The organism is Microbacterium sp. X-17 (assembly GCF_039615055.1).
Genome location: NZ_JBDHNI010000002.1, coordinates 1,061,063 through 1,084,447 on the forward strand (window position 1 = coordinate 1,061,063; position 23,385 = coordinate 1,084,447).

Sequence of the window (23,385 nt, forward strand, 5' to 3'; positions counted from 1 at the left end):
CTCACTCCACGAGCGCGAGCAGCGCCGCCGTGTCGCCGGGATCCGGATCGGGTCCCGGCGATGCCGCGTCCGCGGGAAGCGATGCGCGCAGCCGGAGCTGGTACGGATCGGTCCGGTCCTGGGCTCCGCGGAACGCGTCGGAGAGCGCGAGCGCCTGCCAGGCCCGGGCGGCGTCCCCGGATGCCGCGAACCAGGCCGCGACCGCGACCGCGGTGTCGGCGAGGATCGGCTTGTCGCCGCTGCGGACGGCGAGCGGGGCAGCGATCCGGACCGCGTCGCCGGCCTCCTCGGAGCGGCCGAGCAGCGCGAGCGCCTGCGCGCGCTTGGAAAAGGTCCAGGCCGTGACCTGGGCGGGGAAGTTCTGCGGCTGGTCGCGCGGCACCGCATCCAGCGCGGCGAGGGCCGCCCCACCGTCGCCGGCGGCAAGCTCGAGAGCGGCGAGCGAGCCCGCCAGCTGCTGATTCGTGCGGTCCGAGCCCTCGGTCTGCCCGAGCTCCTGCAACTCGCCGAGGCGTTCGCGCGCCTCCTCGACCCGCCCGAGGCGCATGAGGATGCTGATCCCCTGGGCCCGCTGCTGGAGCAGGTCCGCCACCGAGGCGAGGCCGGCCATCCCGGGCGCCGCATCGTCGGTCACGGCCAGCGCCTCGTCGAGCCGGCCCTCCAGCACGAGCCACTCCGAGCGCATCTGGCTCGCCAGGGCGATCCCCCACGGATCTCCCACGTCGACGAACATCGCCAGGGCGCGTTCGCTCTGCGCGCCGAGGGTCGACTGATGCCCCTCGTTCTGCGCGAGCGCGGCGCTCATGACCGCGACGAACGCCCGCGTCCACGGGGGTGCGCCCTCGACGGCGGTCTCGTCGACCACGAAGCTCGCCGACCACGCGCTCGCGTCGCCCCCCGTCGCGAGCGCCTGCAGGACGCCCCGCAGGATCACCGGGATCGCCTGCGTGAGCTCCGAGGGATGCCGCTCCGCCGCATCCGCGATCTCGGTGCTGCGCACGGTGAACTCCGCGAGCCGGTCGTCGTCGACTTCGCCCTGCGCGGCGGTGCCCATCGCGGCGATAACGAACGCGACGGTCGAGACCGTCACACTCGCCTCCGAGTCCAGCGCGCTCGCGGCTTCCCCGAACGCCCCGAGCGCAGCCTGCGCCTCGACGAACCGCTCGCGGATGAGCCAGATCCACAGCTGCGCGCGCGTGAGGAGGACGCCGAGCGCGGGGTCGCCGTCCTCGCTCGCGCACCACCGCGTCGCCGCCGTGAGGTTGTCCTCGTTCGCGTCGAACCAGCGCACGACCTCCCGCACCCGCGGGCCGCGCGAACGGCGGTCGCGGGCGAGCGCGATCTCGGCGATGACCGCGGCCTGGCGGCCCTGCGCGGCCGCGAGCCGGCCGGTCTCGCGAAGGCGCTCCCGGCCGTATTCGCGCACGGTCTCCAGCATCCGGAACCGTCCCGCCGCGCGGCGCAGCAGCGAGCGGTCGACGAGCGCGTCGAAGTCGGCGGCAGCCACGCCGAAGGCGCCCGCGATGACGTCCGCGTCGTCGGCGCCCACGCCATCCGGGAAGACCGCGACGGCGAGGAGGGCGTCGCGCTCGTGGTCGGTGAGCGTGTCCCAGCTCCAGTCGATGAGCGCGCGGAGGGTCTGATGCCGCGCGTCGCCGACGCGAGCGGGCGCACGCAGGAGCCGGAAGCGGTCGTCGAGGCCGGCCTCGATCTCGGCGAGCGTCAGCGTCCGCGCCTTCGCGGCGGCGAGCTCGATCGCGAGCGGCAGCCCGTCGAGGCGCCGGACGATCCGCGCGACGGTCTCCTCCTCCGCGGCATCCGGCGGGGTGCCGCGCGCGGCGCGCACGCGGCGGGCCAGGAGCTCCGCGGCGTCGTCCTCCGAGAGCGGGCCGAGGTCGATGAACGCCTCCCCGGGCACGGCCAGCGGCTCGCGGCTCGTCGTGAGGATGCGCACTCCGGGGAGGCCGCGGAGGATCTCGACCACGACCCCGGCGGCTTCGTCCACCACGTGCTCGCAGTTGTCGAGCACGAGCAGGACCGCGCGGCCGCCCAGGGCGGCGAGGGCTTTCTCCCGCGGCGAGGTCGCCACCGCCACGGTCTCGACCACGCGCAGGCGCCGCCCGATCGAGCCGTCGATCGCGCTCCAGACCTCGCCCGCGCTGACCGGCGCGAGCTCGACCACGACGACGTTCGGCTCGTGGCGCGCCGTCTCCAGCGCGAGCGTCGTCTTCCCCGCGCCGCCCGGACCGAGGAGCGTCACGAGCCGTTCGGCGGCGAGCTGCGTGCGCAGCAGCTCGAGCTCGCGCTCGCGGCCGACGAGCGAGGTAAGCGCCGCCGGCACGTCAGGCTCGGTGAGCGCGGCCGGCACGTCCGGCTCGGCGATTGCGACGGGCCCGGTGGGTGCCCGCTCGGCGCCGCGCGCGAGTCGCTCCGCGTGCCCGCGGTCCTCCCACAGGTCGCGGCCGACCCAGTCGAAGCCGTCCGGGAGCCAGGGATCGGCGGTCCACAGGTCGAGCGCGTCGCGCGCGAGAGCCGTCGCGGCCGCGGCATCCGTCTCCCGCCGCGCCGCGGCGACGAGGTCCTGGAACCGCACGACGTCGACGTCCTCCCGCGGCAGGGCGAGCCGGTACCCGCCGGCGACCGCGTCGATCCCGGTGCCCGGCAGCGCGCGGCGTAGGCGCGACGCGAGCGACTGCAGGGCCGCCTTGGGGTCCTCGGGCGGGTCGTCCGGCCACACGTCCTCGGCGAGCGCGCGATAGCCGACCGTCGTGCCGGCGTCGAGCGCGAGGCGGAACAGGAGCGCCTCCTGTCCCCGCCCGCGCACCTCGACGGGAACGCCGTCGGCCTCGACCGCGAGGCCGCCGAAGAACCGGAGCCGCATCAGCTCTTCTTCGCGGCGGCCTTCATCGCCCGCTTGTGCTCGCGCACGCGAGTGAGCGACTCGGGGCTCGTGATGTCGGCGACGCTGCGGAACGAGCCGTCCTCACCGTAGGGAGCGGATGCCTCGCGCCAGCCCGCGCCGCCGAACCCGCACTGCTTCCCGAGCAGCGCGAGGAAGATCCTGGCCTTCTGCTCCCCGAAGCCGGGCAGCGCCTTCAGGCGGCGGAGCACCTCGGGCCCGTCCGGGTTATCGCGGGTCCAGATCGCGGCCGCGTCGCCGCCCCACTGGTCCTCGACGATGCGGCACAGCGCCTGCACGCGCGCGGCCATCGATCCGGGGAAACGGTGCACGGCCGGCGTCTGCGCGAACACAGCCGCGAACGACTCGGGGTCGTCGTCCGCGATTCTTCGCGGGTCCAGCCCGCCGGTGCGCTGCGCGATCTTGAGGGGGCCGGCGAACGCGGTCTCCATCGCGACCTGCTGGTCCAGCAGCATCCCGATCAGCAGCGCGAGCGGGTCGCGCGTGAGGAGATCGTCCGCGGCCTCGTCCGCCGTGATATGGAGCGACATGAGCACAGTCTCCCACCGCGCCTGGTCGATCCCGCACCGGGAACCGTCGCGGAGCGTGGGTCGTGCCGTCACGGCTCGTGATGAGCGGAGGAGATGTGACCGAGGGAGGACCGTGCGCCCGCGATTCATCCTCCGCTCGCCCCATCTCCTCCGCACGTCACGGCGATCGCCGCGGTCGCGCGGGCTGGGGCGGTGCGAGACTGAGGCGATGTCCGATGCGCCCGATCCCCGCCCGCTCGACGCTCTCGCCGGACGCGCGAGGGCCCGGCACGTCGCCGTCGTGGGCGGCGGGATGGCCGGCCTCGTGGTCGCGATCGAGTGCGCGAAGGTCGGCCTGCGCGTCACCCTGATCGAGCGCGAGGAGCGGTTCGGCGGGATCGTCCGCCGCGGCGAGCTGGACCGGATGCCGGTGGAGCTCGGCGCCACGGCGGTGCGCGGGGGCGTGGTGCGCGCGCTCGCCGACGACGCCGGGCTCGGCGCGCTCGTCGTGTCGCCGGACACCGACGCGACCTGGATCGGCGGGATCCCGGGCGCGGGGGCGGCGCCGTTCCCGGCCGAGACGGTGCTCGGCATCCCGGTCAACCCGTGGAGCGACGACGTCCGCCGGGTCATCGGCTGGAGCGGCGTGTGGCGCGCGTACCTCGACCGCCTGCGACCTCCGCTCACGATCGGCCGCGAGCGGAGCCTCGGCCGCCTCGTCTCGAGCCGGATGGGCGCGCGCGTGCGGGACCGGCTCGTCGCGCCGCCGGCGCAGGCGGTGCACGGGATCCCGCCGGAGCTCGTCGACGTCGACACCGCGGTGCCGGGCCTCAGCCCCGCGCTGACCCGCGCGGGCTCGCTCTCGGGCGCCGCCGGCGAGCTCGCCGCGCCGCGCGGCCCGCTGGAGACGATCGTCGGCGGGATGTCGCGACTCGTCGACGGCATGGTGGAGCAGCTGCGGACCCTCGACGCGGACCTCCGCCCGGGCACCGAGGTGGTCGGGCTCGACCGCGCGGAGCGCGGATGGAGCGTGCGCCTCGCGGGCGGGCCGGCGGTGGGCGACGCGGATGCCGCGGGGTCCGATGCCCCGGGGGAAACGACGGTCGCGGCGGACGGGGAGCCGGCGACGGTCGCGGCGGACGTCGTCGTCGTGGCGCTGCCGCCGAGCGCGGCCCGGGCGCTGCTCGCGCCCGTCGTTCCAGAGCTGCCCGCGGAGGAGCTGCCCGCGGTCGAGGTCGACCAGGTCGCGCTCGCGGTCGACGCGCCCGGGCTCGACGCGGCGGCCCGCGGTGCGCGGGTGCTGCGCGTGCCGGGGTCGGGTCCGGCCGCGATGGCGGAGCACGAGTCGGCCCGCTGGCGGTGGCTCCGGGCCGGCGGATTCCACGTCGTGCGCGTCACCTTCCCGGCCACGGTGACGGCCGACCTCTCCGACGCGGATGCCGTGGACCTCGCCCGTCGGGAGGCATCCGTCCTGCTCGGCGTGGAGCTCCCGGCATCCGCGGTCCGCGCCGCGCAGCGCGTGCGCTTCGCCTCGGCACCGCCGGCGACGACGCTCGGCCACGGCGCGTTCGCCGACGCCGTGCGCGCCGCGGTCGCCCGCATTCCGGGGCTCGCGATCGCGGGCGGATGGGTCGCCGGATCCGGCCTCGGCTCGGTCGTCTCGGACGCCCGCGAACAGGCCGAGCGGGTGCGGAGAGTACTGCTGTGGGGCGCCGTGCCGCCAGCGGGCTGAGGCTTCCGCGGCAGTGGATGCCGCGACCGGAATACAGCGATACGCTGGTGACGACCGCACCGCCCCGCACGTGTGAGGAGATCCCATGAAGTTCAGGACCGGACTTGTCGTCGGATTGGCGATCGGCTACGTGCTGGGGACCCGGGCGGGTCGCGAGCGCTACGAGCAGATCAAGGCGGCGGCGGTCCGGGTGTGGAACCTCGATCCGGTGCAGCGGCAGGTCGAGAAGGCGAAGCAGGCGGCCGGCTCGGCCGCGATGGCCCTCCCGCGGGCGGTCTGGAACGGCGCCGTCAAGGTGACGCGGTCCGTCCAGGAGCAGAACGGCACCCCCGGGCAGAAGCTCGACGCCGGCATCGCCGCGGGTGAGGCGGCCGTGCGCGACCTCCCCGGCGCCGCGGACCAGGCCCCCGCCGGGAGCTGACGTGACGACACCCCGTGGCCCCCGAGACCGCGCCGACGACAGCCTGCTGACCCTCGTCGGGGAGATCCCCGAGCTCGTCCGCAACCTCGTGATCGCCGAGGTCGACGCCGCGAAGGCCTGGGCGGCGCGCACCGCTAAGGATGCCGGGATCGGCGTCGGCTGGATCGCCGGCGCCCTCTTCGTCCTGTTCTGGTCAGTCCCGGCGCTCGGCGCGTTCGTGATCGCCGGACTCTCGTCGTGGTGGCCGGTCTGGCTCTCGGCGCTCGTCGTCTTCGGAGCGATGATCGTCGTGGTGGCCGTGCTCGCCCTCCTCGGCGTCCTGCGCTTCCGGCGGCTCCGCACCCGGAAGAACCCCGTGCAGGCGGTCGTCGAGGACGTCCGCATCGTGAAGGAGGCCGGCGATGAGTTCTGAGGGTCCCCGAACCGTCGTGCCCGGCGGCATCACGGATCCCGTCGAGGCGGCGCGCGCCGAGCTGAAGGCGGCGCTGGCGGCGATCGAGGAGAAGGCCAACGTGCCCAAGCGCTGGGCGGTGGCGACCGAGCGCCGGATGTCGCGGGCGCGCGCGTTCGCCCACGAGCGGCCCGTCACGGCGACTCTCGCCGTGGTCGCGATCGCCGCCACCGTGGGGGCCACGGTGTGGGGTCTCGTCCGGGCCTACGTGCGCTGACGCCTCGCGGTCGTGGCCACGACCGCGAGTTCCCGGAGTATGCTCGGGATTCAGGCAATAGCTACGGTGCGGTGGCTGCCGATGGCCCGTTCCCCGGTCGAACCTGGGGAAACGGCGTCGAAGCCGGCCGCTCCTCTGCCTGAGGGCGGTCGTGTTCCACCACGAAAGTCGGCCCTGATGAACAGCACGCAGTCCCACACGGACGCCCTCAAGCCCCTCACGGGGTGGCGCGTCCTCGTTCCGCGCGGCGGACCCTGGGGCGACGTCGTCGCGGCAACCCTCCGCACGAAGGGCGCCGTGCCCGTCGTCGCACCGCTCGTCAACTTCGCTCCGACCGACGATCAGGAGACGCTCGAGCGCGCGCTCGCGGATCTCGCCGCCGGGGCGTTCGACTGGATCACGCTCACGAGCGCGGTGACCGTGGACGTCCTCGCCGCGTATCGCGCCGTCATCCCCGCGCACACGCGCGTCGCCGCGGTGGGCGAGACGACCGCCGCAGCGCTGCAGGCCGTCGGCTACCGCGTCGATCTCGTGCCGGACCGGGACAACTCGGCCGCGGGGATGGCGCGCCAGATGATCGCGCTGGAGCCCGAGCCCCGCGACATCCTCACGCTCCGCAACGAGGTCGCCAAGCCCGTCCTCACGCGCGAGCTCATCGCGGCCGGGCACCGGGTACGGAGCGTCGTCGCGTACCGCACCGTCGGCGTGCCGGTCACGGAGCGGATCGCGCGCGACGTCGAGAGCGGGCGCATCAACGCGATCCTCATCACGAGCGGCTCGATCGCGGAGCAGGTGCACCTGCAGTTCCCGGAGATCCCGCCGACCACCCTCATCGCGGCGATCGGCCCCCGCACCGCCAAGGACGCGCAGCGCGTGGGCCTCGACGTCGACGTCGTCGCCGACACGCTCACCGTCGATGCGCTCATCGCCGCCGTCGCCCGCTTCCCCGCCCCCCATACCGAGCTGCAGCGGTGACACGGACCGTCGTGCTCGCCGGCGGCGTCGGCGGCGCGAAGTTTTCGCTCGGCGTGCGGGAGGCGCTCGCGCGGCGCGGCGATCCACCCGCGACGATCGTCGTCAACACCGGCGACGACCTCTGGCTCACCGGGGTGCGGCTGCAGCCCGACGTCGACTCGATCCTGTACGCCCTGGCCGGGGTGAACGACCGCGAGCGCGGCTGGGGCCGCGCCGGCGACTCGGAACGCGTGCACGAGGAGATCCAGGCCTGGGGCGCGGGGTGGCCGTGGTTCACGCTCGGGGATCTCGACCTCGGGCTGCACGTCGCCCGCACGGGCTGGCTGCGCGACGGGCTCACGCCGACCGAGGTGATCGAGCGGATGTCGCGGCGCTGGGACCTCGGTGCGCGGCTCCTGCCCATGACCGACGCCGAGGTCGACACGGTCGTGACCGTGGCGGGCGGCGAGCGCCTGCACTTCCAGGAGTGGTGGACGCGCCACCGCGCGACGCTCGCGCCGATCGCGTTCGAGAACCCGGGGATCGAGGCCGCCCGGCCCGCGTCTGGCGTCGTCGAGGCGATCGCGGACGCCGACGTCGTGCTCGTGGCGCCGTCGAACCCGGTGGTGTCGATCGGTCCGATCCTGACGGTGCCCGGTATCCGGGAGGCCCTGCGGGAGACGTCCGCGGCCGTCGTCGGGGTGTCCCCGATCATCGACGGACGCGTGGTCCGCGGCATGGCCGACGTGTGCCTGACCGCGATCGGCGTGGAGACCTCGGCCGCCGCGGTCGCCGCGCACTACGGCGCCCGCCGCGACGGCGGCATCCTCGACGCCTGGCTCGTCGCGGAGGAGGATGCCGCGGCGACCGCGCCCGTGGCGGCGCTCGGCATCCGCTGCGCCGCCGTCCCCCTGTGGATGCGCGACGTGGAGCACTCCGCCGCGATCGCCGCCGCCGCCCTCTCCGCCTGACCCCCCACCCCGCCCGCGCCCCGCGCCCCGCGCCACGCGCCACGTTCCGCTCACCTGGCGCTTCCGACCCCTCGACCCCGCACTTTGCGACGGGTGAGCAGGACGGGGTTTCGCTCGCCTGTCGCTATCGACGGGCGGGACCGCGCCTCGCGACAGGTGAGCGCGGGTGGGGGAGGGAGCGGGGCGCGGCCGCGGGCGCGCGGGGGCTAGGGGAGGAGGGCTCGGGTGCGGGGGGCAAGGCCCAGGGAGGCCGCGTGGGCGAGCTGGGCGGGCGTGTCCACGTCGTGGTGCACGGATGGGGCGTCGGGCAGCGACAACGGGACCGCGCCGAGCTCCACGTGCCGGGCGAATGAGTCCGCGCCGAAGGCGGTCTCGAGCGCCAGCCCCGCGCGGGCGGTGACGAGGGTCGAGCCGGTGCCCTCGGCATCCGCCACCACGGCCCGCGGCAGCGTGGCCGCGGCCCGGAGCGCGAGCGCGAGCTCCGCCGGACGCAGCGCCGGCAGGTCCCCGAGCAGCGCGGCGCGCGGCGCGCCCGCGCCCGCCGCGGCGGCGCCGACCGCCAGCGCGGCGTTGAGCCCCCGCGCCGTGCCGTCGGGCACGCAGTCCACGCCGGGCAGGGCGGATGCCTCCCGCGCCACCACGGGATCCTCCGTCACCACGATCACCCGCGCGACCTCGGCGCACGCGGCGGCGGCGGCGATCGTGTCGAGCGCGATGGCGCGCGCGAGCGCGGGGCGCGTGTCGTCCGTCGCGAGCCGGGACTTCCCGGCATCCGCCCGCTTCACGGGCACGATCACGACCCAGTCGCGGGTCACGCGAACCGCGCGCGCAGGCGCGGCAGGATCTCCGCTCCGTACAGCTCCAGGAACTCGGCCTGGTTCTCGCCCGGGTCGTGGAACACGAGGTGCCGGAAGCCGAGCTCCACGTACTCCGCGATCCGCTCGACGTGCTCGTCCGGATCCGTCGAGACGATGAAGCGCGAGGCCACGCGCTCGATCGGCAGCTCGGCGGCGCGCCGCTGCATCTCGATCGGGTCGTGGATGCCCATCTTCTCCTCGGGCGTGAGCGCCAGCGGCGCCCAGAACCGCGTCTTCTCCAGGGCGGTCTCGCGGTCGGGGTGGAAGGAGACCTTGACCTCCATGAGCGTGTCGATCGCGTCCGCCGGCCGGCCGGCCTTCTCGAGCCCCTCGTGCAGCGCGGGCAGGAGCGTGTCCGTGTAGAGCTTCGGATCCTTGCCGCTCGTCGTGATGAAGCCGCTCGCGATGCGGCCCGCGAGCCGCGTCGCCGCCGGTCCCGCCGCGCCGATGTAGACGGGGACGGGGGTCTCCGGGCGGTCGTAGATCGTGGCATCCCGCACGGTGTAGTAGGTGCCGTCGAACGTGACGCGCTCTTCGGCCCACAGCTTCTCGATGAGCGTCAGCGCCTCCTTCAGGCGCTGGAAGCGCTCGGGCGGGTCGGGCCACTCGAGGCCGAGCGTGACCTCGTTGAGCGCCTCGCCGGTGCCGACGCCGAGGATCATCCGGCCGGGGTACATGACCCCGAGCGTGCCGAACGCCTGCGCGACGACGGCGGGGTGGTACCGGAAGGTCGGGGTCAGCACGGAGGTGCCGAGCAGCATCCGCGACGTGCGCGCGCCGACGGCCCCGAGCCACGGCAGCGCCGCGGGCGCGTGTCCGCCCTCGTGCTGCCACGGTTGCAGATGGTCGGAGATGAAGACCGAGTCGAAGCCCTTCTCCTCCGCCAGCACCGCGAAATCGGCGAGCGTGGCGGGATCGAACTGCTCCGCGGATGCCTTGTAGCCCAGACGCAGCGGGATCATCTCTCTCCTCTCGCCCGCGACAGCTCGCGGGACTCGTGGGTGACGGGCTCGAACTCCGAGCCGTCCGCGGACGCGAGCACACTCCGGAACTCGGCCACCGTGCCGGGCCAGAGGAGCGTGAGCCGGTCGGAACGCTCGTCAACGTACCAGTTGCGGCATCCGCCGGCGATCCACGGGGTGGATGCCGCGGCGGCGTCGATGCGCGCGGTGTACGCGCGCTCCGCTTCGGGCCGCACCCGCAGAACTCCGGCATTCCGGTGCTCCAAGGCGCGCACGACGTACTCGGCCTGCGCCTCGGTCATCAGAATGGAGGAGTTGTGCCCGAGCGAGGCGTTCGGGCCGTTCAGGACGAAGAGGTTCGGGAAGCCCGGCACCACGGTCGAGGCGTACGAGGTCATGCCGGCGCCCCAGTGCGCGTCGAGCGTGATGCCGTCCTCGCCGGTCACCAGCTCGGCGTACGGCTGGCGCGACGACGCGAAGCCGGTCGCGAGCACGATCGCGTCGGCCTCGTACGCGTTCCCGGCGGCGGACACGAGCGTCGTCCCGGAGACGCTCGCGAGCGCGGAGGTCTCGAGCGTGACGGGTCCGTCGGCGACGGCCGGGTAGAACGCGTCGGACAGCAGCACGCGCTTGCAGCCGAAGGCGTAGTCCGGGGTGAGGCCCGCGCGCAGGGCCGGATCCGCGACCTGGGCGCGGAGGTGCGCGAGCGCGGTCGCGCTTGCGGCGGCCGCGGCCGCGGCGTCGCCGGAGCGGGAGGCGAAGCGCTCCTCGCCCTCGCGGTCGAGGGCGTCGCGCAGCTCCGCGAGCTTCTCCGGATGCCGCGCGAACCGGTCGCGCTCGGCCGCGCTGTATGGGTGCGCGTCGCGCGGCATGATCCACGCGGGCGTGCGCTGGAAGAGCGTGACCTGCCCGGCGATCCGCGCGAGCTCGGGCACGAGCTGCACGGCGCTCGCACCCGTGCCGACGACCGCGATGCGGCGGCCCGCGAGGTCGGCGGAATGGTCCCAGCGCGCGGTGTGGAACACCGGTCCGGGGAACGTCTCGAGCCCCGGGATGTCCGGGATCGCCGGCTCGGTCAGCCGCCCGCACGCGAGGACCAGGGCCTCCGCCTCGAGGTCCTCGTCCCCGGCGCGCAGGCGCCAGGCCGCGGCATCCGCATCCCACGCGGCGGACCGCAATGGCGTCTCGAGCCGCAGCCAGCGGCTGAGCCCCTCGGCGACCGCGGTCTCGCGGAGGTAGTCGTGGATCTCGGTGCCGGTCGCATACCGCCCCGACCACCCGGGGTTCGGGCGGTCGGCGAAGCAGTACAGGTGCGAGGGCACGTCGCACGCGACACCCGGGTAGGTGTTGTCGCGCCACGTCCCGCCGACGGATGCTCCGCGCTCGAGCAGCACGAACGACTCACGCCCGGCGCGGCGCAGCGCGCGCGCCATGCCGAGCCCCGCGAACCCGGCGCCGACGATCGCGACCTCGACGCGCGCGCCGCTCACCGCACCGCCGCCTTCCGGTCGGCCGGCGGCTCGCGGTAGTCGGTCGTGCGTTGCCGGAGCGGCCGGAACAGGCGTCGCGTGAGCGCGGCCGCCTCCGCGACGGGCAGCTCCGCGCCGTGCTCGATTCCCGCCTCCGGCCGGACACGTCCGTCGAGGAGGGCCCCGCCGAGGTCGTCCGCCCCGGCGCGGAGGAGCTCGACGGTGCCGTCCCGGCCGACGCGCGGCCACGCGGCCTGCACGTGCGGGATGCTGCCGGACAGCAGCAGGCGCGAGACCGCGACCATCGCGCGGTGCTCGTCGATCGCCGGTCGGCCCGGCACGAGCGGCACGCCGCCCGCCGGCCCGGGAAGGGGGATCGGCACGAACTCGGTGAAGCCGCCCCCCGCGGGCGCGGCGTCCTGCAGCGCGCGGAGCAGACGCAGGTGCGCGATCCGCTCCGACGCCGTCTCTACGTGGCCGTAGAAGAGGACGGAGCTCGTCCGGATGCCGCGCGCGTGCGCCGCCCGGATCGCGGCGAGCCACCGCTCGATCGCCAGGTCGCCGGGCGCGACCCGCTCGCGGACGCGCTCGCTCAGGACCTTGACCCCGGTGCCGGGCATCGTGTCGACGCCGGCCTCGCGCAGGGCCGTGAGGGCGCCGTCGAGCCCCAGCGCGCCCCGGTCCGCGAGGTCCCACACGTCCTGGGGGCGGTACCCGTGGACGTGCAGGCGCGGTGCGGCGCCCTTCAGGGCGCGCACGATCGCGGCATAGCCCGCCGGATCCTCGGACGCCGGCAGCATCCCCTGCACGCACACCTCGGTCGCGCCGAGGTCCCACGCGTCGGCGGCGATCGCGGCAGCATCCGCGAGAGTGAACTCCGCGGGCGCCGCGGGTCGGGCGCGCAGCCCGGACGAGGTGAGGTTGCGGTTGACGACGATGCTGACGGCCTCGCCGACCGTGTAGCGGCGCACGTCGTCGGCGGTCGCGGCGAGCGCGTCGAGGTCGTCGCCCGCGGCGCGGAGGAGGAGCTCCCACTCCCCGTCCTCGAGGCTCGCGGGGTCGCTCGCGGCCGCCTCGGCGTGGCCGCGCACCCCGCTCCCGTGAGCCGGGCGCGCAGAACTCCTGCGATCCGTCGGCCCCCCGGCGGCCGAGCCGCGGGATCCCGCGGCTTCGGCCACGCCGTCGTCCGGATTGCAGGAGTTGTGCGCGGCGGAGGCGCCCGCGAGGCCGTCGGCGGCGGCCAGCGCCGCCACGGGGGCGTGCTGCGCGGGGTCGAGCCAGAGCCCGGGATCCCGCACGAACTCGGGGTGCGCGGTCAGGCGCTCGCGCAGCGTGAACCCCAGGTCCGCGGTGCGGGCGGCGAGGTCGTCGAGGTGCGGCCAGGGCCGCTCCGGGTTGACGTGGTCGGCGGTCAGGGGCGAGACCCCGCCCCAGTCGTCGGCCCCGGCGCGGACCAGGAGCGCGAACTCCTCGGGGTCGGACAGGTTCGGCGGCACCTGGATCCGCATGCGGGCCCCGAACACGAGCCGCGCCACCGCGACTGCGGCGACGTACTCGTCCAGCCCGGGGTCGGGCGCGTCCCGCATCGCGGTGCGGGGCTTCGCACGGAAGTTCTGCACGATGACCTCCTGCACGTGCCCGTGCCGCTCGTGCGCGTCGCGGATCGCGACGAGCGACTCGGCGCGATCGCGCAGGGTCTCTCCGATCCCGACGAGGATGCCGGTCGTGAACGGGATGCGGGCCCGCCCCGCGTCCTCGATCACACGGAGCCGCACGGCCGGGTCCTTGTCCGGCGAGCCGTAGTGCACCTGGCCCGGCTCCTCGTACAGCCGCCGCGAGGTGGTCTCGAGCATCATGCCCATGGACGGCGCGACGGGGCGCAGGGCCGCCAGCTCCGCGGCGGACATGACGCCGGGGTTCAGGTGCGGCAGCATCCCCGTCTCTTGCGTGATGAGGCGTGCGATCGCGGCGACGTAGTCGAGCGTCGAGGCGTAGCCGTGCGCGTCCAGCCAGGCGCGTGCCTCGGGCCAGCGCTCCTCGGGGCGGTCGCCGAGCGTGAGCAGCGCCTCCTTGCACCCGAGCGCCTGGCCCTGCCGCACGACCGCGAGCACCTGCTCCGGGGTCATGTACGTCGGCTTGTGCTTCGCGAGCAGCTGCCCCGGGGTGTCCACGAAGACGCAGTAGTGGCAGCGGTCGCGGCACAGGGTCGTCAGCGGCACGAACACCTTGCGGGAGTACGTGAGGATGCCGGCGCGTCCGGCATCCGCCAGCCCCTCGTCGCGGATGGCGGCCGCTCGATCGAGCAGGAGCTCGAGCTCCTCGCCGCGCGCGGCCAGCAGGACTGTCGCGTCTTCGGCCGAGAGCGGTTCCCGCAGACTCACCCGTTCAGTCTCCCACCGCGTGCCGCCACCGGCTCCACGATCGTTGCCCGTCCGTAAGCCAATCCGACACCTGCCCCTGGCAGACTAGGGGGCATGGTGACGCTCATGCTGGACTCGGCGCACCTCGAGGTCGTGCTCGGCGCCGTGGAGCACGCCCTGTCGTTCCGCCGGCAGAACCTGCTGATCGACCGCGACACGATCGCGCGCGTCCAGCTGACCGACGACGCGTGGACGTGGCTCCGCGGCGTCCCGGACCCCGGCACCTACCTCCCGGTCGCCGTCGCGATGGGCAACTGGAAGTCCTCCGGCGGGCGAGACTTCGCGATCATCCGCCGCCGCCGGCCCAGCATCGTGATCGACCTCGAGGGGCACGACGAGTTCCAGCGGGTCATCCTCACCACCCGCCACGGCCCGCAGCTGATCCGCGCGCTGCGGCTCGAGGACATCCACGAGGCGGCCGACGTCGCCGAGCTCGCGTCCGACGCGGCGCCCGAGGCCTGATCTGCCGCGACGTCAGCTGACGTCGCGGCGCCAGCTGACGAGGTACCCGGCGCCGAGGAACACGACGGCGTACGCGGCGAGCACGAGGCCGCCCTGCCACCACTCCAGGGGCGGACTCGACGATGCGCCGAGCGCGCTCGCCGACAGGATGCTGGACCCGACGAGCGCGTCGCTCGCCGCACCCGGGAGGTAGCGCGTGACGGGCTGGAGCCCGCTCACGAAGGTCGCGGCGACCTGCAGGATCGGCCCGACGAACTGCGTGAACACGAGCACCACGACGATCGCCGCCACCTGATTGCGCAGGAGCGTGCCGACGCCGATCCCGACCAGCGCCCACACCGCGAACGCGAGGAGGACGCGGGCGAACTGCGCCCACGCGTCGCCGGAGCCGAGGCTCGTGTCGCGGCCGAACCCCGCGAGGATGCCGGCGACCGGGCCGACCGTTGCGACGAGGGCCAACACCGCGTAGACGACGCCGATCGCCACGCCGACGATCATCTTCGCCGACAGCACCATGCCGCGGCGCGGGATCGCCAGGAACGTCGGGGTGAGGGTCTGGTGGCGGAACTCGGTCGTGACGATGAGAGTGCCGATGAGTAGGGGGAACACGTAGCCGACCGACGACGCGAGGCTGTAGAGGAGCGGCGCGATGCCCGTGGTGGGGAGCGGGGTGCGCCCGCTCGTGCCGATCGCGCCCGTCGCCGCGGCGCCGATCACGAACGCGAGCGCGGCGGCAGTCACGCCGAGGTACCCGACCAGCACGATCGCGAGGATCCACCAGCCGCCTGTCGTGGTCAGCTTGGTCGTCTCCGACCGGGTCGCGGCGACGAGGCTCATCGCTCCTCCTCCGGCTCGGCCGGCTCGGCGTCTCGGGTGGGCTCGGCTGGTTCGCCGGGCTCGGCGTCGGGGTTCGGGGCCGGGGCGGGGGCCTCGAGCTGAAGGGGCTCGCGTGGCGTGCGCGTGAAGACGCGGCGTCCCTCGACGAGCTCGAGGAACACCTCCTCCAGGGCGGGGCCTCGGCGCTGGAGGAGCGAGAGCGGCACGTCCGCGTCGTTCGCGATCCGCCCGATCGCGGCCGGGTCGGCGCGGGGGATCCGCAGCCCCGTCCGCAGCACCTGCGCGGGCAGCCCCGCCGCGTGCAGCGCGCCGACGAGGGCCACGCGGTCGGGCGAGTCCACGATCGTCGCATACTCGTCCGGCGGCGAGAGCTCTTCGAGGCTCCCCTCGAAGACGAGCCGCCCGCCGGCGAGGATCAGCAGCGCCTCCGCGGTCTGCTGCACCTCGGTCAGCAGGTGCGACGACACGAGCACCGTGCGGCCTTCGCGCGCGAGCGCCCGCAGGAGCCCGCGCATCCAGCGGATGCCCTCCGGATCCAGGCCGTTGGCGGGCTCGTCGAGCACGAGTACGCCCGGGTCGCCGAGGAGGGCGGCGGCTAGGCCGAGCCGCTGACGCATCCCGAGCGAGTAGCCGCCCACGGTGCGGCCCGCGGCGTCCGCCAGCCCTACGAGACCGAGCGTCTCGTCGATGCGCGAGCGCGGGATGCCGGCGGCGTCCGCGAGGACGCGGAGGTGGTTCGCCCCGGTGCGGCCGGGGTGGAAGCTCGATGCCTCCAGCGCTGCGCCGACCGTCCGCATCGGCGCGTCGAGCTCGGCGTAGGTGCGACCGCCGATCGTGGCCCGGCCGGCTGTCGCGGCCACGAGTCCGAGGAGGACGCGCAGCGTGGTCGTCTTGCCGGCGCCGTTGGGCCCGAGGAACCCGGTGACGACGCCGGGCTCGACGCGTGCCGTCAGATCCTCGACGGCGGTCACCGCGCCGAACCGCTTGGTGACGCCGGCGAACTCCAGCACCTCTCCGCGGGGCATGGGCGCCTCCCTCGTTCACGGGCGGTTTCCCTCATCTTCCCGGATGTTTCGTCCCCGACCCGGCATTTCCCCGGGCGGTGCGGCCGGGTGTCCCCGCGGTAACCTGACGACCGTGACGAGCTCTTCCCGACGGCGGCGCTATTCGCGCGGCGCGGTCCTGGACTGGTTCTTCTTCGTGTTCGCGGGCGTCGCGGCGATCTGGCTCGCGTATCTGAGCCTCACCGAGACGTTCAGCATCGGCTGGTGGGGCATCCTCGCCGCCATCGTGTTCTGGATCCTGCTCGCTTATCTCGTCCTGCCACGTCTGCACCGCATCCTCACGACGATCTACGTCCCGGACTACTTCATCGGCCGCACGCGCACGAGCGACGGCCTGCTCGGCGACCCGGTCAACCTCGCGCTGCTCGGCACCGGCGACCAGATCGAGCAGGCGCTGCGGACCGCGGGCTGGACGAAGGCGGATCCCGTGACGCTGCGGTCCTCGTGGCGCATCGTCCTGTCCACGATCAGGCGTCGCAGCTACCACGAGGCGCCGGTCAGCCCCCTGCTGCTGTTCGGCCGCCAGCAGGACTTCGCCTACCAGCAGGAGGTCGACGGCAACCCGGCACAGCGTCATCACGTGCGGTTCTGGCGCTGCCCCGACGGCTGGCTCCTGCCGGGCGGTTCGCGCGTCGACTGGCTCGCCGCCGGCACGTTCGACACCTCGGTCGGGCTGTCCCTGTTCACGCTGCAGGTGACCCACCGGATCGACGCCGACACCGACATCGAGCGCGACCACATCGTCTCGACCATGACCGAGGGAAACCCGGGCATCGTGCTGACGGTCTTGAAGGACTTCTCGACGGGATATCACGCGCGCAACGGCGGCGGCGACAGCATCCGCACGGACGGTGACCTCCCGATCATCGACGTGCGCGCGGTCGCGGTGCCGGCGGCGGTGGCGGCATGAGCCGGACCCCGGAGAAGCGGCCGGCGTTCGAACCGGCGGCCCTCCTCGTCGAGCCGGGACAGCCCGACCCCGGGATGACGCGCCCGATGGCCACCGTGACGGGGGCAGTGCTCGTGCTCCTGCGCGCCGTCGTGGGCGTTCAGTGGATGATCGCGCTCGGGTTCGGCTGGCAGAGCCTGACGATCTCCCTCACGATCGACGACGGCGCGGGCGGCCCGCCGCTGACGGTGGACGAGGCCCAGGCCGCGCTCATCGTCGTGCTGTGCGGCGTGGGCATCCTCGTGCTCGTGGACGTCGCATTGGCGTTCCTCATCTTCCGCGGCTGGAACTGGCCGCGCGTGTTCGTGATGTTCGTCTCCGTCGTCTCGATCTGCTCGGCGTTCTTCTCGTGGTGGTTCCAGGGGCAGGAGCTGCGCCTCGACTCGACCCTGCTCTCGCTCGCGCTCGACATCCTCGTGCTCCTGGCGCTGTCCAGCCGGGGTGCGGCCGCCTACGCCCGCCGCAACCGGCGCCGCCCGGAGCCCTCGCAGGATTAGCCTGTACTCTTCGACACGCTCCGCCCGGACGCGGTCCCGCGGGCGGAAGGAGGATTCGTGCCGGCAAGTCCGCTCTCCGCATCCGCGTACGAGATCCTCGGGGTGACGGTCGATGCGACGCCGGATGCTGTCCGTCGCGCGTACCGGCTCCGGCTGCGCGAGACGCACCCCGACACCGGGGGCGACTCGGCGCTGTTCATCCGGGTGCAGCAGGCGTGGGAGCTGATCGGGGACGCGGAGGCGCGTGCGGCGTACGACCGTGCGACGGGCCTCGGCGCTCCGGAGGAGCCCGTCGTCGTGCGCCACGAGGCCGCCGCCTCGACCCGCCCCCGAGCCCGGTCGTACGGGCAGCCGGGCGGATGGCGGCGCGAGCGCTACCTCGTGCTCGCGCGGGAGTGGGCCGGGCGCGGCGTCGAGCTCCCGGATCCGTACGCCGCCGCGTTCGTGCGCTCGGCCCCGCGGGAGCTCCGCCGGATGCTGGCCGACGCGCTCGCCGAGGAGGAGACGGCCCGCATCGTCTCGGGCCTCGGCATGGGCTACACGGTGTGGCACGACGTCGCGGCGGATGCCGTGGACCCGGAGGACAAGCTCGACCACGTCGTGCTCGGCCCGAGCGGGCTGTACGGGCTCCTGTCCGAGGACTACGGCGAGCCCGTCGGCTTCCGCCGCGGCGAGATCACCGGTCCGCACGTCGACGGCGCGCCCGTCACGCAGCTCGTCTCCCGCGTGCGCGCGGTCGCCCGCGCCGCGCGCGTGCGCTTCAGCGGCGCGATCGTGGTGCTGCCCGACGACCACCTCGCCGACGCCGTGACCGAGTTCGGCACGGTCCGCGGCATCCGCGTCGCCGTCAGCTCCCGCAGCGGCCTCGGGACCGTCCTGCGCCGCGGCCTCGTCGGCGCGCGCGAGATGGGCGGCACGGAGCTCTTCGACGTCCGCACCCGCCTGCAGCAGGCCGTCCGCTTCGTCTGAGCCCCTCCGGTGTCACCCGCGCACACTTCGCGGCCGGCACAGGTATGCGCGAGTGACACCGGAGCGGCTCGAGGTACGGGTCAGACGAGGCCGAAGAGGTCCAGCGGGTGGGTGAGGCGCCACCACGGGGACGGGGGATCGACCGCCGCAGCCAGCTGCACGGGCACCGTCGCGGTGTTCAGCGGGCCGTGGAGCGTCACGGTGCCGGCGTCGTCGCCCGCCTTCCACCCGTCGCCGATCGTCAGCTCGCTGGACGTCGTGGGGGCGCCGCCGTTCCACTCCACGACGGAGGCGTCCTGGCCGGTCACGATCCCGACCGTGTCGCCCCACCGGGTCGTGACCTGGCCCACCACGGTTCCGGTCGCGAGGGCCGGCGGCTGCTGCAGCTCGGTCGCGAGCTGGTTCAGCAGCGCCTGCGCGGTCGCGGTGCGCGCGGCGGCGTCGGGCTGTCCGAGCGCGACGGCGTACAGGCGGACGGGGGTGGTCCCGATCGTGACGTCCTTGGCGGCGACGAGGTTGTCGATCCCGTCGAGGGATCCGGTCTTGACGCCGACGACGGCGGGATCGGCCTGCAGGAGCTGGTTCGTGTTCTCGACACGGCCGGCTCCGGGGAGGTCGATCGTGCGGGTCGAGACGATCTGCGCGATCACCGGGTTCGCGAGGGCGCGCTGCGCGAGGGCGACGAGGTCGGCGGGGGAGGCCGTGTTGCCCTCCTCGATCCCGGTCGGGTCGACGATCCGCATGTCGCTCAGACCGTGCGCCGCGAGCCACGTCGACGCGGCGTTCGCGAAGACGGCGTCGTTCGCCCAGATGCTGTCGGCGAGGATCTGCGCGTAGTTGTTCGCCGAGCCGATCAGCGTCCCCTGCAGGAGCTGGAGCTCGGAGAGGGATCCGCCCACCGGCACGTCGAGCGAGGACTCGCCCCGGTCCTGGTAGCCGATGTAGGCGTCCCGGTCGGCGGCCGTCATCCGGTACGCCGGTCCCTGCTCGCCCGCGGCGAGTGGCATCCGCTCCAGCACCATGAGCGTCGTGACGAGCTTCGTGATGCTCGCGATCGGGGAGGCGTTGCCGGTCGACGACAGCGTCCCGCCGATGCCCTCCACGGCGACGGCGGCGCTGCCCTGCGCGGGCCACGCGGGGGTGGCGACCGTCGCCGCGACCGGCTGTACGGCGACGGCCGACGCCTGCGGCGGGATCGCGGACAACGGCCACAGCAGGGTCGTCGTGCAATACGCCGCGATGAGCGCGAGCACGATCCCGAACGGGACGAGGACCCCGGGGCGCCAGGGCGAGCGCCGCGGCGCCTTCGCCAGGAGGTCCGGCGCGACGGGCACGTAAGGGCTCGCCTCGATCGCCGCGGTGATCTGCGGCCGCGCGACCGTGCCCGGGTCGACCCAGGAGAGCGCTGCGCCGGATGCCGGCGGCTCGGCCGGCGGGATGATGACGACCGCCCCGGTCTCCCGGAGAGAGCGACGCGTCGGCGGGGTCGGGCCGGCGATCGTCATGTCGGTACCGTACCGTGGCGCAGCCATTACACTGATGCGCATCAACCACGGGAGTCCGGTGTGCCGGGCTGAGAGGAAGCAATCAAGCTTCGACCGTCGAACCTGATCTGGGTCATGCCAGCGCAGGAAGGAGAAGTCATGCATTCCGTCTCCACGTCTCCGCGCAACGCCTACGCGCGCATCGTCTGGCGGTGGCGCGTCGTCGACATCGTGGTCGCGAGCGTCGTCGCCGTGGCCAGTGCGCTCCTGTTCGTCGTCTGGAACGTCGCGTACCTCGGGCCCGCAACCCTCCTCACGCCGCTTCTCCCCGGACTCCAGGGTCTCGTGAACGGACCGTGGTTCGTCGCCGGGGTGCTTGCGGCGCTCATCGTCCGAAAGCCCGGTGCGGCGATCTACGCGGAGCTCGTCGCCGCCACCATCTCGGCCCTCGTCGGCAACGTGTGGGGGCCGCTGACGATCGTGTCCGGGCTTGTCCAGGGCCTCGGCGCCGAGATCGTGTTCTTCCTGTTCGCGTACGCCGTGTGGCGTCTGCCGGTCGCCATCCTGGCGGGCGCGGGCGCGGGCCTCGCGTGCGGTATCAACGACCTCGTGTTCTCCTACCCCGGCTCGGATGCCACGTTCGCGACCGTGTACGTCGTGTCGAGCATCGTCTCCGGCGGGGTCATCGCGGGTATCGGATCCTGGCTCATCGCGCGCGGGCTCGCCGCGACGGGCGCGCTGAACCGCTTCGCGTCGGGACGCGACGCGGGCCGGCGCGTCTGACCCGATGCCGGCGGCGCTCGAGGCGCGCAGCTGGGGCTGGCGCTACGCGACGCGCCATCGGTGGGCGGTGCGGGACACGAGCCTGCGGATCGAACCGGGCGAGCGCCTGCTCCTGCTCGGGGCGTCCGGCGCCGGCAAGTCCACGCTCCTGCACGGCTTCGCGGGCGTGCTCGGCGGCGACGACGAGGGCGAGCAGACCGGCGCGCTGCTGGTGGATGGGGTGCCGCCCGCGTCCGCTCGCGGACGCGCCGGCCTCGTGCTGCAGGATCCGGCGAATCAGACGGTGCTTGCGCGGGTCGGGGACGACGTCGCGTTCGGGTGCGAGAACCTCGGCGTCCCGCGCGAGGAGATCGGGCCGCGCGTCGCCGCGGCCCTGGATGCCGTCGGCCTGGGCCTGCCGCTCGACCGGTCCACGACCGCGCTGTCCGGCGGTCAGCGGCAGCGCCTCGCGCTCGCGGGCGTGCTCGCGATGCGGCCCGGCGCGATCCTCCTCGACGAGCCGACCGCCAACCTCGACCCGGACGGGGTCGTGGAGGTGCGGGATGCCGTCCGCCGCGCCGCGGACGCCTCTGGCGCGACCCTCGTCCTCGTGGAACACCGGGTCGACGTGTGGCTCCCGCTCGTCGACCGCGTCGTCGTGCTGGGCCCGGACGGCGTCGTCGCCGACGGCAGCCCGTCGGCCGTGCTCGGCGGCCGCGGGCCGGAGCTCGCGGCCGGCGGGGTGTGGGTGCCCGGGATCCCTCCGCGCGTCCCCTCGCCGCCGCCGCACGCGCCCGGCGAGGTGCTGCTGACGACGGAGGATCTCGTGGTCGGCCGCGGGGAGCCGGTCGCGGGGCCGTTCGGGATCGAGCTCCGGGCGGGGGAGGCGCTCGCCGTGACCGGGCCCAACGGGGCCGGCAAGTCCACGTTCGGGCTCACGCTCGCGGGGCTGCTGCCGCCGGTCGCCGGTCGGGTGGTCGCGACGCCGGCCCTCGCCCGGGGGGCGAAGGGCGATCCCGCGGCGTGGCCGTCGCGCTCCCTCCTCACCCGCATCGGCGCGGTCCTTCAGGAGCCCGAGCATCAGCTCCTCGCCCGTACCGTCCGGCGCGAGCTCGAGGTCGGACCCCGCGCCCTACGCCTGCCCGAGGGGGAGGTTCGGGCCCGCGTCGACGAGCTCCTCGAGCGCCTGGGGCTCGGCGCGCTCGCGGAGGCGCATCCGTTCACGCTCTCGGGCGGGGAGAAGCGCCGGCTCACCGTGGCCGCGGTGCTCGCGTCGCGCCCGCGCGTCCTCGTGCTCGACGAGCCCACGTTCGGCCAGGATGCCACGACCTGGGCGGAGCTCGTCGGCATCATGGCCCGCCAACGCGACGCCGGGACGGCCCTGGTCGTGACGACCCACGACCCCGCCGTCGCCGCCGCCCTCCAGGCCCGCCCGTTCCCCCTCGCCCGTCTGGACCCCGCTCCCGCTCCCGCCCCCGTCCCCCTCGCGCCGGGCTCCCTCCCCACCCCGGCCGCGAACCCACCTCTTCCTCGCGAATCCACCTCCTCGCAGCGCCGCGACGGGGTGGGCTCGCGAGGAGGAGGTGGGCCCGGTGCGGGTGAGGGAGCGCCCGCGCCCGCGGGCGAGCGCTCGCAGGAGGGTGGGCTCGGCGCGGGTGAGGGTGGGCGCGCGGGTGCGGGCGAGCCCGCGGGGGAGGGTGAAGGGGGGACGGGATGAACCCGGTCGCTAAGCTCGCGGCGGTCCTGGTCATCGCGCTGCCGCTCGTGGTCACGATCGATCCGGTGTCGGCGGCGACGGCGCTCGTGCTCGAGGTGCCGCTCCTCGCCACGGCGGGGCTCTCCTGGCGCGCGTTCTGGACCCGCACGGCCCCCGTGTGGATCGCGGCGCCGCTCGTCGCCCTCACGATCGCGCTCTACGGGCAGACCTCGGGTGCGGTCCTGTTCGAGTGGGTGTTCGTCCGGGTGAGCGAGGGATCCCTCCTGCTCGCGCTTGCGACGGGTCTGCGGATCCTCGCGATCGGCCTGCCCGCCGTCGTCCTCTTCGCGACTGTCGACGCCACCGAGCTGGCCGACGGCCTCGCGCAGCTCGTGCGGCTGCCCGCCCGGTTCGTGCTCGGCGCGCTCGCGGGCATGCGGCTCATGGAGCTCCTCGGCGACGACTGGCGCGCGCTCGCCCTCGCCCGCCGCGCGCGCGGCGTGGCCGATCACGGCCGCATCCGGCGCGTGCTCGGCATGGCGTTCGCGCTGCTCGTGCTGTCGGTGCGCCGCGGATCCGCCCTCGCCACGGCGATGGAGGCGCGCGGCTTCGGCGGCCCGACCCCGCGCACGTGGGCGCGCCCTTCGCGCTTCCACGTCCGCGACGCGCTGCTGCTCGCCTACGCCGCGCTGATCCCGGCGGCGGCTCTGACCGCGGCGATCCTCACGGGCGCCTGGCACCCGGTCTTCGCCTGAGCCCGAGCCCGAGCCCGAGCGCCCGAG

The 23,385-nt window shown here is 74.7% G+C and carries 22 protein-coding genes and 1 riboswitch; of the genes, 13 read left to right on the top strand and 9 right to left on the bottom strand.

Translation table 11 applies throughout. The features are described 5' to 3' along the window. Window position 1 precedes the first annotated feature (1 nt). Both ABCS02_RS13655 and ABCS02_RS13660 read right to left on the bottom strand, forming a co-directional pair. The gene (locus tag ABCS02_RS13655) at window positions 2-2,881 is read right to left on the bottom strand and encodes an NB-ARC domain-containing protein (protein WP_345836188.1); all 2,880 of its coding nucleotides are present in this window, start codon (window positions 2,879-2,881) and stop codon (window positions 2-4) included. Further along, complete coding sequence (locus ABCS02_RS13660; protein WP_345836189.1) at window positions 2,881-3,450, bottom strand: HhH-GPD-type base excision DNA repair protein; 570 nt, start codon at window positions 3,448-3,450, stop codon at window positions 2,881-2,883. The genes ABCS02_RS13655 and ABCS02_RS13660 overlap by 1 nt, the downstream gene beginning before the upstream one ends. 208 nt (window positions 3,451-3,658) lie before the next feature. Here ABCS02_RS13660 and ABCS02_RS13665 point away from each other — a divergent pair, with 208 nt between their 5' ends. The 6 genes from ABCS02_RS13665 to cofD all read left to right on the top strand — a co-directional run bounded on the left by ABCS02_RS13665 (window position 3,659) and on the right by cofD (window position 8,175). Further along, window positions 3,659-5,161, top strand: coding sequence for an FAD-dependent oxidoreductase (locus tag ABCS02_RS13665; protein ID WP_345836190.1), 1,503 nt, complete (start codon window positions 3,659-3,661; stop codon window positions 5,159-5,161). Between the two features lie 85 nt (window positions 5,162-5,246). Further along, on the top strand, window positions 5,247-5,582 hold the full coding sequence (locus tag ABCS02_RS13670) for a hypothetical protein (RefSeq protein ID WP_345836191.1): 336 nt from the start codon (window positions 5,247-5,249) through the stop codon (window positions 5,580-5,582). A gap of 1 nt (window position 5,583) precedes the next feature. After that, window positions 5,584-5,994, top strand: a complete 411-nt coding sequence (locus ABCS02_RS13675; protein WP_345836192.1) for a phage holin family protein — start codon at window positions 5,584-5,586, stop codon at window positions 5,992-5,994. Next, window positions 5,984-6,250 carry a hypothetical protein gene (locus ABCS02_RS13680; RefSeq protein WP_345836193.1) on the top strand — a complete coding sequence of 89 codons (267 nt, stop codon included), beginning with the start codon at window positions 5,984-5,986 and terminating at the stop codon, window positions 6,248-6,250. Before ABCS02_RS13675 ends, ABCS02_RS13680 begins: the two co-directional genes overlap by 11 nt. A gap of 177 nt (window positions 6,251-6,427) precedes the next feature. Continuing rightward, window positions 6,428-7,225, top strand: a complete 798-nt coding sequence (locus ABCS02_RS13685; RefSeq protein WP_345836194.1) for a uroporphyrinogen-III synthase — start codon at window positions 6,428-6,430, stop codon at window positions 7,223-7,225. After that, complete coding sequence (gene cofD / locus ABCS02_RS13690) at window positions 7,222-8,175, top strand: 2-phospho-L-lactate transferase (RefSeq protein WP_345836195.1); 954 nt, start codon at window positions 7,222-7,224, stop codon at window positions 8,173-8,175. The genes ABCS02_RS13685 and cofD overlap by 4 nt, the downstream gene beginning before the upstream one ends. Window positions 8,176-8,381: 206 nt before the next feature. Here the strand turns inward: cofD and cofC are convergent, their stop codons facing one another. Genes cofC through cofG form a run of 4 tightly spaced genes read right to left on the bottom strand, consistent with a single transcriptional unit; the run spans window position 8,382 to window position 13,844 of the window. Further along, window positions 8,382-8,990, bottom strand: coding sequence for a 2-phospho-L-lactate guanylyltransferase (cofC, locus tag ABCS02_RS13695; RefSeq protein WP_345836196.1), 609 nt, complete (start codon window positions 8,988-8,990; stop codon window positions 8,382-8,384). Next, on the bottom strand, window positions 8,987-9,994 hold the full coding sequence (fgd, locus tag ABCS02_RS13700) for a glucose-6-phosphate dehydrogenase (coenzyme-F420) (RefSeq protein WP_345836197.1): 1,008 nt from the start codon (window positions 9,992-9,994) through the stop codon (window positions 8,987-8,989). The genes cofC and fgd overlap by 4 nt, the downstream gene beginning before the upstream one ends. Further along, window positions 9,991-11,484 carry an NAD(P)/FAD-dependent oxidoreductase gene (locus ABCS02_RS13705; RefSeq protein WP_345836198.1) on the bottom strand — a complete coding sequence of 498 codons (1,494 nt, stop codon included), beginning with the start codon at window positions 11,482-11,484 and terminating at the stop codon, window positions 9,991-9,993. The genes fgd and ABCS02_RS13705 overlap by 4 nt, the downstream gene beginning before the upstream one ends. Continuing rightward, window positions 11,481-13,844: a 7,8-didemethyl-8-hydroxy-5-deazariboflavin synthase CofG gene (gene cofG / locus ABCS02_RS13710; RefSeq protein WP_345836199.1), complete on the bottom strand. Its 2,364-nt coding sequence runs from the start codon at window positions 13,842-13,844 to the stop codon at window positions 11,481-11,483. Before cofG ends, ABCS02_RS13705 begins: the two co-directional genes overlap by 4 nt. Before the next feature lie 93 nt (window positions 13,845-13,937). Here cofG and ABCS02_RS13715 point away from each other — a divergent pair, with 93 nt between their 5' ends. Then, window positions 13,938-14,345 (top strand): hypothetical protein, encoded by a 408-nt coding sequence (locus ABCS02_RS13715; protein ID WP_345836200.1) that lies wholly within the window; start codon window positions 13,938-13,940, stop codon window positions 14,343-14,345. Window positions 14,346-14,357: 12 nt separating this feature from the next. On the opposite strand, the gene ABCS02_RS13720 is transcribed toward ABCS02_RS13715, so the two are convergent. Together ABCS02_RS13720 and ABCS02_RS13725 are read right to left on the bottom strand one after the other, a co-directional pair. Next, window positions 14,358-15,182, bottom strand: a complete 825-nt coding sequence (locus ABCS02_RS13720; protein ID WP_345836201.1) for an ABC transporter permease — start codon at window positions 15,180-15,182, stop codon at window positions 14,358-14,360. Continuing rightward, a complete protein-coding gene (locus ABCS02_RS13725; protein ID WP_345836202.1) occupies window positions 15,179-16,207 on the bottom strand; it encodes an ATP-binding cassette domain-containing protein in 1,029 nt (342 codons plus the stop codon). The genes ABCS02_RS13720 and ABCS02_RS13725 overlap by 4 nt, the downstream gene beginning before the upstream one ends. A gap of 112 nt (window positions 16,208-16,319) precedes the next feature. Here ABCS02_RS13725 and ABCS02_RS13730 point away from each other — a divergent pair, with 112 nt between their 5' ends. From ABCS02_RS13730 to ABCS02_RS13740, 3 genes are read left to right on the top strand one after another with little or no spacing between them, the layout of a single operon-like run. Continuing rightward, a complete protein-coding gene (locus tag ABCS02_RS13730) occupies window positions 16,320-17,156 on the top strand; it encodes an LssY C-terminal domain-containing protein (RefSeq protein ID WP_345836203.1) in 837 nt (278 codons plus the stop codon). After that, window positions 17,153-17,692 carry a hypothetical protein gene (locus tag ABCS02_RS13735; protein WP_345836204.1) on the top strand — a complete coding sequence of 180 codons (540 nt, stop codon included), beginning with the start codon at window positions 17,153-17,155 and terminating at the stop codon, window positions 17,690-17,692. The genes ABCS02_RS13730 and ABCS02_RS13735 overlap by 4 nt, the downstream gene beginning before the upstream one ends. Before the next feature lie 57 nt (window positions 17,693-17,749). Beyond that, entirely contained in the window at window positions 17,750-18,661 is a 912-nt protein-coding gene (locus ABCS02_RS13740) for a J domain-containing protein (RefSeq protein WP_345836205.1), read from the top strand. A gap of 80 nt (window positions 18,662-18,741) precedes the next feature. Here the strand turns inward: ABCS02_RS13740 and ABCS02_RS13745 are convergent, their stop codons facing one another. Further along, on the bottom strand, window positions 18,742-20,166 hold the full coding sequence (locus ABCS02_RS13745) for a D-alanyl-D-alanine carboxypeptidase (protein WP_345836206.1): 1,425 nt from the start codon (window positions 20,164-20,166) through the stop codon (window positions 18,742-18,744). 37 nt (window positions 20,167-20,203) lie between these two features. Next, a riboswitch (TPP riboswitch) is annotated at window positions 20,204-20,312 on the top strand. On the opposite strand from ABCS02_RS13745, the gene ABCS02_RS13750 reads away from it, so the two are divergent. The 3 genes from ABCS02_RS13750 (at window position 20,305) to ABCS02_RS13760 (ending at window position 23,358) form a co-directional block, all read left to right on the top strand. After that, window positions 20,305-20,928, top strand: coding sequence for an ECF transporter S component (locus tag ABCS02_RS13750; protein ID WP_345836207.1), 624 nt, complete (start codon window positions 20,305-20,307; stop codon window positions 20,926-20,928). Its footprint overlaps the riboswitch before it by 8 nt. A gap of 4 nt (window positions 20,929-20,932) precedes the next feature. Next, window positions 20,933-22,624 carry an ATP-binding cassette domain-containing protein gene (locus ABCS02_RS13755; RefSeq protein ID WP_345836208.1) on the top strand — a complete coding sequence of 564 codons (1,692 nt, stop codon included), beginning with the start codon at window positions 20,933-20,935 and terminating at the stop codon, window positions 22,622-22,624. Further along, window positions 22,621-23,358, top strand: a complete 738-nt coding sequence (locus ABCS02_RS13760; protein ID WP_345836209.1) for an energy-coupling factor transporter transmembrane component T — start codon at window positions 22,621-22,623, stop codon at window positions 23,356-23,358. The genes ABCS02_RS13755 and ABCS02_RS13760 overlap by 4 nt, the downstream gene beginning before the upstream one ends. Window positions 23,359-23,385: the final 27 nt, after the last annotated feature.